The 12,150-nt window shown below is 44.7% G+C and carries 12 protein-coding genes, 1 tRNA gene and 1 pseudogene; 4 read left to right on the forward strand and 10 right to left on the reverse strand.

Features of this window, described 5'->3' with window-relative positions; all coding sequences use genetic code 11:
• Position 1 precedes the first annotated feature (1 nt).
• The gene (locus tag BN1044_RS01670; RefSeq protein WP_072307292.1) at positions 2-448 is read right to left on the reverse strand and encodes a YccF domain-containing protein; all 447 of its coding nucleotides are present in this window, start codon (positions 446-448) and stop codon (positions 2-4) included.
• A 210-nt stretch (positions 449-658) separates the two neighbouring features.
• Here BN1044_RS01670 and helD point away from each other — a divergent pair, with 210 nt between their 5' ends.
• On the forward strand, positions 659-2,713 hold the full coding sequence (helD, locus tag BN1044_RS01675) for a DNA helicase IV (protein WP_072307293.1): 2,055 nt from the start codon (positions 659-661) through the stop codon (positions 2,711-2,713).
• 44 nt (positions 2,714-2,757) lie between these two features.
• Here the strand turns inward: helD and BN1044_RS01680 are convergent, their stop codons facing one another.
• Entirely contained in the window at positions 2,758-3,216 is a 459-nt protein-coding gene (locus BN1044_RS01680; RefSeq protein ID WP_043492573.1) for a methylglyoxal synthase, read from the reverse strand.
• A 104-nt stretch (positions 3,217-3,320) separates the two neighbouring features.
• Complete coding sequence (locus BN1044_RS01685) at positions 3,321-3,830, reverse strand: YccT family protein (protein ID WP_072307294.1); 510 nt, start codon at positions 3,828-3,830, stop codon at positions 3,321-3,323.
• A gap of 200 nt (positions 3,831-4,030) precedes the next feature.
• On the opposite strand from BN1044_RS01685, the gene BN1044_RS01690 reads away from it, so the two are divergent.
• Positions 4,031-4,447, forward strand: coding sequence for a CoA-binding protein (locus BN1044_RS01690; protein WP_072307295.1), 417 nt, complete (start codon positions 4,031-4,033; stop codon positions 4,445-4,447).
• 54 nt (positions 4,448-4,501) lie between these two features.
• Here the strand turns inward: BN1044_RS01690 and hspQ are convergent, their stop codons facing one another.
• Positions 4,502-4,822, reverse strand: a complete 321-nt coding sequence (gene hspQ / locus BN1044_RS01695; protein ID WP_025801019.1) for a heat shock protein HspQ — start codon at positions 4,820-4,822, stop codon at positions 4,502-4,504.
• 158 nt (positions 4,823-4,980) lie between these two features.
• A complete protein-coding gene (rlmI, locus tag BN1044_RS01700; RefSeq protein WP_072307296.1) occupies positions 4,981-6,174 on the reverse strand; it encodes a 23S rRNA (cytosine(1962)-C(5))-methyltransferase RlmI in 1,194 nt (397 codons plus the stop codon).
• Between the two features lie 108 nt (positions 6,175-6,282).
• On the opposite strand from rlmI, the gene yccX reads away from it, so the two are divergent.
• A complete protein-coding gene (gene yccX / locus BN1044_RS01705; protein ID WP_072307297.1) occupies positions 6,283-6,561 on the forward strand; it encodes an acylphosphatase in 279 nt (92 codons plus the stop codon).
• Here the strand turns inward: yccX and tusE are convergent, their stop codons facing one another.
• Together tusE and yccA are read right to left on the reverse strand one after the other, a co-directional pair.
• Positions 6,562-6,891 (reverse strand): sulfurtransferase TusE, encoded by a 330-nt coding sequence (gene tusE / locus BN1044_RS01710; protein WP_046457935.1) that lies wholly within the window; start codon positions 6,889-6,891, stop codon positions 6,562-6,564. It abuts the gene before it with no gap.
• Between the two features lie 191 nt (positions 6,892-7,082).
• Positions 7,083-7,745: an FtsH protease modulator YccA gene (gene yccA / locus BN1044_RS01715; protein ID WP_072307298.1), complete on the reverse strand. Its 663-nt coding sequence runs from the start codon at positions 7,743-7,745 to the stop codon at positions 7,083-7,085.
• Between the two features lie 271 nt (positions 7,746-8,016).
• Here yccA and BN1044_RS01720 point away from each other — a divergent pair.
• A tRNA-Ser gene (locus tag BN1044_RS01720) sits at positions 8,017-8,104 on the forward strand.
• A gap of 343 nt (positions 8,105-8,447) precedes the next feature.
• Here BN1044_RS01720 and BN1044_RS01725 read toward each other — a convergent pair.
• The 3 genes and pseudogenes from BN1044_RS01725 to BN1044_RS01735 form a co-directional block, all read right to left on the reverse strand.
• Complete coding sequence (locus BN1044_RS01725) at positions 8,448-9,707, reverse strand: MFS transporter (protein WP_081329515.1); 1,260 nt, start codon at positions 9,705-9,707, stop codon at positions 8,448-8,450.
• Between the two features lie 92 nt (positions 9,708-9,799).
• Positions 9,800-10,948, reverse strand: a pseudogene (locus BN1044_RS01730) (trans-sulfuration enzyme family protein).
• 293 nt (positions 10,949-11,241) lie between these two features.
• Positions 11,242-12,099 (reverse strand): MerR family transcriptional regulator, encoded by an 858-nt coding sequence (locus tag BN1044_RS01735; protein WP_072307299.1) that lies wholly within the window; start codon positions 12,097-12,099, stop codon positions 11,242-11,244.
• Between the last annotated feature and the right edge of the window lie 51 nt (positions 12,100-12,150).

Below are 12,150 nucleotides of genomic sequence, written 5' to 3' on the forward strand. Positions count from 1 at the left end.
TTTATTTAAAACGACGACTTGCATTGGCAATACGCATCTGCTGCGCAACTTCAACGGGTACGACACGACGCCCCACTGGCCATAATGCAATAGCAGCAATTTTAAAGTTGGCAATGCCAACCGGAATTCCAATGATAGTAACGCACTGCACAATACCCGCGGCAATATGTGACAAGCACAGCCACCAGCCGAAGAGAATAAACCAGACAATATTCAGCAAGGTTCCACCGGTAGAAAGCAGCGTATTTTTACGTTCTGGATATAAGTCATCCACATGAACGGCTTCATTGCCAAACGGCAGCAGAGAAAGTTTGGTTATTTCCCAGCATGAGCGCGTTAGTGGCAGAGTGAAAATTAAAATAACGCTGACTGCCGTCGCTAATAACCACCCCAAAGTCGTGAAGAAACCACCCAGAACAAAATTAAGAATATTAAGTACAGTTCTCATAGATCTTTACCTAAATAACAACATTAACAATATGCATTTTACCGCGCAGTTTACCCTGTTTTGAGTTTCTCTGATATTCATCTGCTATACCCACAGCGTAAAAGAGGGAAAATTCATAAAGATAAGCCCTATAACGCAGGTTCTAGGTATGTTGCAGGATCACAGGTAAACTATAGTGATACTGAAGAACGAAAATACAGTGGCGAAACAATGGAACTGAGAGCAACCAAAATGGGCCAACATCTGGCTCAGCATCCTTATAACCGCGTCAGATTGCTGAATGCGGGCGTTGAGGTGAGCGGCGATCGCCATGAGTACCTTATTCCGTTTAACCAATTGGTCGCCATTCATTGCAAACGAGGCATTGTGTGGGGCGAATTAGAGTTTGAACTGCCTGAAGCCAAAGTGGTGCGTCTGCACGGCACCGATTGGCAAGAAACCCAGCGCTTTTATCACCACCTCCAGCAAAGCTGGCAGACGTGGAGCGATGAAATGGCGCAGATCAGCGCCGACGTACTTTCTGCGCAGGTCGCCGAGCTAGAACAGCTCAATCAACAAGATCGCTGGCTCAAACGCAGTGAACTCACCGATATTGGCACCATGATTAAGGGTTGTTTCGAAGCCATCCCTTTGCCGCAGCAGCGCCTTGAAGAGTTTGACAGCTGCCGTGAACGCTACCGCTATTGCCTGAAGTGGCTGAAGTATGGCTTAAAAATGGTTGATGAACGTAATCAACAATGGACCAAGCGCATGCTGTCAGAGCACGCCGATTTCTTCGAGCAGGTAGAAAGCCAGCCGTTAAATCCGTCTCAGGCACAGGCCGTGGTGAACGGTGAAAATGGCGTTCTGGTGCTGGCTGGCGCCGGAAGTGGAAAAACATCCGTGCTGGTGGCGCGTGCAGGTTGGTTATTGCTGCGCAAGGAGGCCACTCCAGAGCAGATCCTGCTGCTCGCCTTTGGGCGTAAAGCCGCAGAAGAGATGAACGATCGTATCAAAGAGCGCTTGCATACGGCAGATATTCAGGCCAAAACCTTTCATGCTTTAGCGCTGCAAATTATCAATCATACCGGCAAGAAAACCATCAACATCAGTAAGCTTGAGGGCGACGCGCAGGCTAGGCAAAAGCTGTTGGTGAAAACCTGGCAGCAAGAGTGTGCGGCCAAAAAAGCGCAGGCCAAGGGCTGGCGCCAATGGTTAACCGAAGATCTGGATTGGCAGGTCGAAGAGGAAAACTACTGGCAAGACAAAAAGCTGGCGATGCGTTTAGCCCCCAAATTGGAGCGTTGGGTAGGGTTGATGCGTGAGCATGGTGGTTCGCAGGCGCAGATGATTGAAGGTGCGCCAGAAGAAATCCGCGATTTATTCCAAAAGCGCATTCGCTTGATGGCTCCGTTACTCAAAGCGTGGAAAGCGGCACTGAAAGATGAAGGCGCAGTGGATTTCCCTGGTTTGATACAGCAGGCGATTGCGGTGCTGGATAAAGGGCGATTTATTAGCCCGTGGAAACATATTTTGGTCGATGAATTTCAGGATATCTCACCGCAGCGCGCAAGGTTGCTTGAAGCGCTGCGTAAGCAAAACTCACGCACAAACCTGTTTGCCGTTGGAGATGACTGGCAGGCGATCTATCGTTTCAGCGGTGCTGAACTTTCGCTCACCACTGCGTTTACTCAGCATTTTGGTGACAGCGACCGGCGTGAACTCGATACCACATATCGCTTTAACCGCCGGATCGGTGAGATAGCCAATGGTTTTATCCAGCAAAACCCTCATCAGCTACGCAAAGCACTAAATAGCTTGTCTGAAGGGCCGAAGAAAGCGGTGACGATTCTGCCGCAAGAACGGTTAGAGGATCTGCTAAACAAGCTCAGCGGCTACGTAAAACCTGAAGAGCGGATCCTGATCCTAGCGCGCTACCGGTATCTCAAACCGGATGTATTAGATAAAGCCGCTACACGCTGGCCTAAACTCAATATGGAATTTACGACTATTCACGCCAGCAAAGGACAGCAGGCTGACTATGTGATTATTTTAGGCTTACAAGAGGGTAAAGATGGCTTCCCAGCGACAACGGGCGAGTCAGTCATTGAACAGGTTCTGTTGCCACAGAGTGAAGATTTCCCTGACGCTGAAGAGCGTAGATTGCTTTATGTTGCGTTAACGCGAGCACGCCATCAAGTGTGGCTGATGCAGGATGTCGATAAGCCGTCGGTATTTGTTGAACAGCTCAAGCGGCTGGGCGCAGCGGTACAGCGCAAGCCATAAAAAATGGGGACTTAAGTCCCCATTTTTGTATCTATTTCCCAGATTTACTTCAAACGCTCGGCTAAATAGCGCTGGTAGTCGGGGATCGCGATCTCGACTTCGTCTTTAAACATCGGGGAGCTAATCAGAAAATCGGCTGTTGAACGGTTATTAGCGACGGGAATATTCCAAACCGTAGCCAAGCGCAGCAACGCTTTGACATCGGGATCGTGCGGAACCGCATTAAGAGGATCCCAGAAGAAAATCAGCATATCGATTTTCCCTTCCGAAATCAGAGAACCCACCTGCTGATCGCCGCCCATTGGGCCACTGAGCATGCTGTTTACAGGAATGCCGGTTGCGCGCTGGATAAGATTACCCGTGGTACCGGTAGCAGAAAGTTGATGCTGTGCCAGCTGATCGCGGTTTGCTTGCACCCAGCTCAGTAGCGCCTGTTTACAGTGATCGTGAGCAACAAGCGCGATATGTTTTTTCTTAGCAATAGTGCGGGTGGTGAGTTCCATGTCTAGACCTTTAGCCAATCATATGAATTCACACACAATACAATAAGGTTGCTCACCATAATCAGACAAGACGCAAAAAAAAAGGCTGCTTGACGATTAATTCATCACTTTTGTGTTTTTTTGATCAGCGCAGGCAGAGCGGCTGAGGCATCGGAGAGGTTATAGCGCTGCATAGCTTGTTCATAGTTGGCTAACAGCGGCTGGCTGATATGCAAAACATCGGATTTATACTCCACCGGAATACCACGGTTATTCAATAAATCGAAGCTGAGGTTTTTCTCAAACGCGCGAACGTCATGTTCATTAAGCAGCTTGGGAATTTTAATGCTGATTGAGGTGTAGTCGCGTACGTCAAAGACCACCACTAAAGGTACCGAGGTGAACATCCGCTGGTGCTGTCCCGCAGGGGGAACCATTTTCTCCACGCGGAACAATATTTGATGAACACCGCCGTTGAGTTCCAAACTATCGGCGCTTTTAAATAGGGCACTAGGCAGCTGCTGGCCATCAACGGCCAGGAGTTCAACTTCTGAGCTAAACTTTAAGGTAGTAGCAAAAACGGACTGGCTGAGCAAAAATAGCAACGCACCTGTCTGTAAAACGCGATATCTCATGAAACCCTCAACTATAGACTGTGCGAAGGACATTGTTCAGTAGCCTTCATGGTGTGTCAAAGTATTTTGTTGTTAATACTTATTTACATGTTAGCCGATGAATATCAAATAGAGCCACAACCACGACTCAATTAGGCAAGCAAAGTGATAAGAATGACCCGTTTCGCTTACTCTTTGTATTTGCCACTTATGGAGCCAGCATGACCGAACAACAGATCAAATCTATTCTGCAACAGGTAAAGCACATAGCGTTAGTCGGTGCGAGCGATAAACCGCATCGGGCAAGCTATGGGGTAATGGCATATCTGCTAGAGCAAGGCTATCAGGTTACGCCCGTCAGTCCCAAATTGGCAGGGCAAAACCTGCTAGGCCAGAAAGTGTATGCAACCTTGGCTGAAATACCACATCCCATTGATATGGTAGACGTATTTAGGAATTCGGAAGCGGCTTATGGCGTAGCGGAGGAGGCGATTGCGATTAACGCTAAAGTGTTGTGGCTCCAGCTTGGTGTTATCAACGAACAGGCTGAACAGTTGGCGACAGAGGCCGGATTACAGGTTGTGATGGATCGCTGCCCTAAAATTGATATTCCGCGCTTCGGGTTAGAAAAGGCGTAAAACACAGACAAAAAAGCCCAGAATACTGGGCTTTTTAAAGAAAGATTCAGAACGTTAGTTTCTCAGCCGCGGTGCTTGTAGCTGATGACGGATTGATTCGGCTAAATCATCCATAGAAGGCTGTTCGGGATGGGCGTCGCTGTTTTCGCCATCAAGCTGCGCCTCCGCTAAATAGGTATGCACCGCCTCACCATCATCATTCTCCATCACCACGTGATACCACGGCATATGACGCAAATGTTCGTTTGCGGCTAACTCGTCGGCGTCAGGTGCGACTTCGAGTGAATATTCAGGGTCAATATCTACCACCACACCCAATGAGCCTAACAGTTTGTGGCGTACCTGCTGTCCGATGCCAAATTTGCTGGTAATCATAATGACCTCCTGAGAAACCGTTGCTCTTTCCCCTGTCGTTGCGGGTCGCACGAACAGGGTTTACCTATAAATATGTGGGCGGAGACGAACGTTTCAACCTTATCCATGGTATATGCCGCTGCATGAAACCGTTCATGGCAGCGGCGATCGCTTTTTGATTAACCGACTACACGGCAAGCAAAGCCTTTCAGATACAGACCTTCAGGGTAAGATGCGATAACCGGATGGTCGGCCGCCTGACGATACTGCTCTATAAATTGTACATCACGTCCAGCATCTATGGCGGCGTCGGCTAAAATTTTCTGGAACAATTCGATTGGCATCAATCCTGAGCAAGAGAAACTCAGCAAAATGCCACCGCTGTTCAGCAAGTTCATTGCCAACATATTGATATCTTTATAACCACGGCACGCACCCGCCAGCTGACTTTTGTTTTCTACAAACTTTGGCGGGTCCATGATGATAAGGTCAAATTTACGACCTTCATCGCGGTATTTGCGTAGCAGTTGGAAAACGTCGGCACGGACGAATTCAGCTTTACTCAAATCTAGCTGGTTGAGTTCCACGTTTTGGCGAGCCACATCTAACGCCGCCTGTGAGGTGTCTACGCTAATAACGTGCTCACAGCCGCCCATCAGCGCGGACACCGCGAATGCGCCAGTGTAAGAGAAGCAGTTCAGCACTTTGGCGTTGGCGGAAAAACGACGCGCGGCGAGTCGGCTGTCGCGCTGATCGAGATAAAAGCCAGTTTTATGGCCTTCTTTAATATCAACCAAAATCTGCATGCCGTGCTCGCGGATAGGCAATAAGGCGGGTGGTTCGTCGCCCAGCACTAAACCTTGCGCCAAAGGTAACCCCTCTTTTTTACGTACCGCAACGTCTGAACGATCGTAAATTGAGCACTCTGGGTGGCAATGCTGCAGCGCGGCTAACAGATTAGCACGCTGGTATTCAGCGCCTGCTGAAAGCAACTGCAGGACGATGAAATTTTGGAATCGGTCGATGGTAATTCCCGGCATGCCGTCAGATTCACCGGCGATCAGGCGATAGCCTGTTAAATCATCACGCTCGGCCAGCCATGTACGCCACTGCTGAGCGGTTTGCAGACGATTGATGAAAAAGTCACGATCCACGGCTTCCTGCTGATCAAATGTCCAGACACGCGCACGGATTTGAGACTGAGGCGAAAAGGCGGCACGGGCCAGCCATTTTCCCTGAAAATCGCAAACGTCGATGGTTTCACCTGAAGCAGCATTACCCTCAACGCGGGTCACTGCACCGGAGAATACCCATGGATGGCGGTGGAGTAAGGACTTTTCGCGTCCTTTGGCAAGAAATAAACGTGCGGTCATGTTAGTTTTCTATGATCTATGATGAATCAGACAAATAAGGTGCGACATTGTCCGGTTATGGGACAAGAAAAGCAAATACCCAAATCACTCGGAGCTTAGGGAGGCAATATGTCAAAAGTCAGTATGGCGGCTTATGTTGCAGGTAGCGTTCAGGGCGTCGGTTTTCGCTATAACACGCAGCGTCAGGCGCGGGCGTTCAATCTTACCGGCTATGCCTACAACATGGATGATGGGCGAGTGGAGGTGGTGGCGGAAGGAGACGCCGACGCGGTCAAGCAATTGATTGAGTGGATAAAGCAGGGCGGTCCACGCGGTGCCCGAGTCGATCAGGTACTCACAGAACCGCGTTCGCTACAGAATTTCAGCCAGTTTAAAATCAAATACTGATTAAATGCATTTCACCGGCTTTGGCAAACCCGCAAGCTTGGTGGCTTGTTTGGCGGGGCCCTTAGGAAATAGACGATACAAATAGCGACTATTTCCTTTCTCCTCGCCATATTTTTGTGTCATGGCTTTTACCAGCATGCGAATGGCGGGCGACGTATTGAACTCCATATAGAACTCACGCACAAAACGCACCACTTCCCAGTGGGCTTCGCTCAGCTCAATACCTTCTTCCATCGCCAGCAAAGGCACCAGCTCTTCGCTCCAATCGCTACTGTTCAGCAAGTAACCCTGCGCATCCGTCTCAATCTGGCGGCCAGCAAATTCTAACATCGGGATTGTATCTCTCATCGACAAATCAGCGGCTATTGTAACTCATGGAGCGGCAGCGCGGCAAAATGAGCAATAAGGGAAGGAGAAGGGCGCAGCTCAGAAACAAGAAAGCCCCGCTTTTGGCGGGGCACATTTTGTTGGGTAAAACATCTTGTTGGGTAAAACCGTGCTACATATTCAGCTGGGCTGAATTAGTTACTGCGTGCGAAACCCAAAATGCTCAACAGGCTGATGAACAGGTTATACAGGGAAACATACAGGCCAACGGTGGCACGGATGTAGTTGGTTTCGCCGCCATGAATAATATTGCTAGTTTCCCACAGGATGGCACCCGTAGAGAACAGAATAAACAGCGCGCTAATCGCCAGCGACAACGCTGGGATCTGTAAGAACAGGTTAGCAACCACGGCAACCAGCAAAATAACAAAGCCTGCCATCATCATCCCGGAAAGGAATGACATATTTTTGCGCGTGGTCAGCACGTAGGCCGAGCAGCAGAAGAACACCGCCGCCGTACCGCCCAGCGCCAGCATAATCAGATCGCCTGCGCCGCTGGCGATAAAGGAACTTAAAATTGGGCCAAGGGTATAGCCCATAAACCCGGTCAGCGCGAACACCGCCAAAATACCGGCAGGGCGATCGGCCAAACGATAGGTTAGGAACATCAGGCCATAGAAACCAACCAGCATCAACAGCAGACCCGGAGCAGGCAACATCAGCACCGTGCTAGCCGTGGCGGTTAATGCGGAGAACGCTAGCGTCAGTGCCAGCAGAAAATAAGTATTGCGCAACACTTTATGCGTGCTCAGCAGAGAGTCGCGCGAAGATGAGCTGGAAACAACAATACGGTCCATAGAATTTTTCTCTTGTGTAATGAATCGATCGGAAAATTATTGATCTAGAGCAAAATAATAGAGAGGAGCACGCGCGCACGAAAGGCGTTTTACCCTTCTTTACTTTGATTACAGTGGGAAACTATCCAAAAGAAAAGCGCGATAACGTTGATGTTTTCACCAGTGCGCTGAAAAATAAAACAAACAAACTAATAATTGGCGATTTTATCGGCATTCGAACATTCTCGTGCTTTACAAGAAATTCCTGTGCCGTTATAGTTCGTCCCGTTGCGGAGGAGTGGCTGAGTGGTTTAAGGCAGCGGTCTTGAAAACCGTCGAGTGTAACAGCTCCTAGAGTTCGAATCTCTACTCCTCCGCCAGATTTTAGGGAAGTCAATAACTTACAATGAGTTTTTGGTTTATCCTGCATGAAGTGATACAAAAAAAGCCCGTGATAACGGGCTTTTTTTGTATCTAAAATCTGAGTTTTTCATCAAAAACCTATCCAAGTGAACCTGATGGCTACCGTGTAAGGTAGCCATCAATACGGGTAATTAGCTCCGTATAGCGTTTAAACAGTAAAGTCGGGTGATACACCCTTGCTGCAGATCTTCTTTACAGGATTGTAATCAACTGTTCCTTGCTGAGCAGTATAGGTTCAATCGCTATGCCACGCTGCTGTATAGCCCAACGACGGGCAAGCTGTTTTCTGGCGTTGGCGTTTTATGCTTGCTGCAGTTTCATTGGAACATCATTTTTCTGTGTTTGATTCATTCGATAAAGCAAATACGTAGAAATTATTCCTAGTATTGTACAGGCAATTGATAACAAGAAAATATAAGTGTAGCCATCAGAACCATGCTTATCGAGCCAATTTCCTGCCAAAGTGTAGTAGAATGCATCGGGAGAAAAACCAATGAAGGAAGCGAAGCCAACAACAGCACCAGTTTTTTCTAATGGAATCTTAGACTCGGATACAGATGCGAAGTAGATACCTCTAAATGCAAATAGAAGTATGCTAAGAATAAGCATATTAACAACTGCAATCCACATAAAGCTTTCATGTTTAGGTATGAGCATAAATGCGGCGCAGCTAAATAACATGAGAATGAAGCCAAAAAATAACACTTTAATGGAAGAACCAACTTTGTCGGTAACAATACCAGCAGCGGGTGATGCACCCATCTTGATGACATAGGTTCGTATAATTGAAACTATAGAAACTAACGCCAGTGGCATAGCATAAACGTCAGATAAATAGGGGCTTAAATAGGTTAGGCTGGAGAAGATCATATAAGTGGAAAATATGATTGCACCAATGAGCCACGCTTTAGGCATTGATACAACGTTAAATATTGACCTTAAGCGGTTTTTTTCATTGGCATCTTGCGTGGAGTTTTCTTTTTCAATCAGAAAGAATAGAAAAATGCCACATAGAACAGATGCGGATGAGTAAAGCCATATTACACATTTAAATCCATATGATATTTCAGCGAATTTACCAAAAAAATACAAACCAATAAAAGATATCAATGTACCAGCAACACCTGACAGTCCTTCATAAAATCCAAATATGCGGCCCTGCTCTGATTCAGTTCCTTGCATTCGGACAATTTTTATTGATGCTGCAAAAAAAGTGAGAATCGTTGTGATTCCCCATAAACCTGATATTAACAATATTATACTATATGACGGATAAGTTGAGTAATAAAAACCTAGACCACCAGAGGAGACTAAAGAGAACGTAATTAGATTTCGACCCGAGAATCTATCTGCAAACCAGCCGCCTAAAAAATATGAAAACATACCTATGAAACCATACAAACTGAGTGCATTACCTATTTGAGTATGCGACAGTGAAAGAGCTAGTTGCATAGGTTCATAAAATGATGACTTCATGTATGGAAGGCTATACATTGCTGTTGTGCCAAACGCTAACAAGAATATAATAATAAGCTTTTTTGAGTTATTCTTAATTTTCATTTTTAAAACTCTATATGTTAAATATGAAAAATCATTGGCGTACTTATTGGGGCTATAAGATATAAAATTTTCTTATAGCATATCCAAGCCCGTTAAAAAAAACTTAACGCTTGATGAATATCACCAATAATATCTCTTGATGACTCAAGCCCAACAGATATTCTAATTAAATTTTCTCCATTCATTTGAACTAGCGTGTGCTCTTCGCCTAAACTGGTAGCGATGGTGATAAGCTCAAAAGCATTGATAAGTTTTCTGCTGGCTTGATCTCTTGTATATCCATTTATTCCGTCCTTTAGCTTGAAAGAGACCACTCCGCCGCCATGACCATTCATTTGTTGTTGGCAAAGTTCATATTGAGGATGTGATATAAGTGATGGGTATTAAACAACTTCAACGAACTCCTCATTGCTAAGATACTCTGCCAAGGCCTCCGCATTTTCGCAGTGTTTTTTTACACGCATATCTAATGTCTTCATTCCTCTTAAGATCATCCATGCGCTCATTGGAGGCAAGGATGCTCCAGTGAAACAGCATAGGCTTGGCCATCTAATCACCTCAATAAGTTCTTTCGAACCAATGACTGCTCCACCTAAAGTATCACCATGCCCGTTAATAAATTTTGTTAGGCTATGGATGACTAAATCAGCGCCTAATAAGATAGGTTTTTGTAGAATAGGAGTCGCAAATGTATTATCTACGACGACTAGACTTTTGTTTGCATGTGCATAATCACAGATTTTTTTTATGTCTACTAAATCTAACGTTGGGTTTAAAGGACTTTCTATATAAACCAGTTTTGTATTAGGCTTTAGTGCTATTTCAACGTTTGCTGCGTTTGTTGCATCAACAAAAGTTATATCTACTCCAAATTTTTGTAATAATTGGGTCATTAGAATGTTTGTGTGAGAGAAGACCCCGTTGGAACTGATGATGTGATCGCCAGCCTTCACCAGTGCAAGTAGAGTTGAGGCAATAGCACCCATGCCAGAAGTGCTAACAATTGCGCTTTCTCCTGCTTCGAGCATGGCTAGTTTGGATTCTAATACTGTAAGTGTTGGATTACATTCGCGTGTATATACATATCCCCAGCTTTGACATAGCTCTTCAAAATGTTCAACAGATGTAGCTGCAAAGGTAGCTGTTTGAAAAATTGGAGTGGCAAGTGCGCCAGTTGTTGGATCAGGTTGCTGCCCCCAATGAATTATTTTTGTATCAAGATCATGACCAGCATCATTCATTTCTAATCTCCTAGTAACACTGACTTTTTATATATAAGTCATGTGTAGGTTATATAACTTGTTATATTCAGTAGGATAAATAGCATTGATATGCGGTAAACTATAAAGTCTATAGTTGCTATAGAGTCAATAGAAGCATAATAGAGCTGCATCACACTTATTTAATTTCATTCGTTGCACTACGACTGTTAACGAACTGTTGCTGGTGGCCTTTTTTTGTTGTGTTGGTGTGAGTAATGTTACTCATCATTGAAATGAATTAGTAATACCGGCAATCCCTAAGACCTGTACCTTTACACAAGACATCTGAGATCAATTTCGCGTTTTTGAACCCTTATTTGTATCTCAGTTAATAGGCCCTTATTTATACCTGTTGATAGCGGATCTATTATAGGAATCTCATATACATTATCCTCTACAGGAATTCTTTTGTATTCAACGTAATTAATTATTTTTTTTAAACTGTTATAATTATCTTTATATGGCCCTCGATAAGTTATGCAGATAAAATCGCCGTCAGGAATTTCAATGATTTTCTTTTTCGCTTTTTCGTTGAAAAGATCACGTTCTACAACAACAAAACTATTTTCGTAGGTTACTTTTTTATTGGTTGTAATGTTTTTTATTGAAAGTATTCCACTAACACCTCCATAAAATATAGATATATTTTCCTCTAAAATATTAGCAATTTTTCTTCTCGAAAATTCCATTGCATCTTCGTAGTTTAATCCTGGCTCATATCCTATGGATAAAACACTCCTATTAGGAATGTGTTTTCTAGTTATTTCCCCTACATTTTCAGCATATATACTATTTTGGATGGTTTCTTTCTTAGTCGTTAAAACCTTTTTAATGAGTTCGAGATGTCTTATTTTGTTCTCAACAAATTCTACTTTTCGCTTGAGAAGTTCTAATATTTTATCATCACTATCGGTCAAGTGCTTTCTAATTTCTTTAAGTGGTATATCTAAGTACTTCAAGTATTTTATAGTGTCGAGAACGGAAAATTGTTCTATTGTGTAATATCGATAATTACTTTCCTTATCAACATATGCTGGTTTGAATAATTCAATTTTATCATAATATCTTAATGCCTGTACGCTTATCATATGAAGCTTTGACATTTCACCAATTGAAAAATATCTAGCCATTACGTGTTCTCTGTAGAACTATAGTTTTTGTATTTTATACTCTACATATAA

The organism is Hafnia alvei (genome assembly GCF_900095695.1).
GTDB classification, from domain to species: domain Bacteria; phylum Pseudomonadota; class Gammaproteobacteria; order Enterobacterales; family Enterobacteriaceae; genus Hafnia; species Hafnia alvei_B.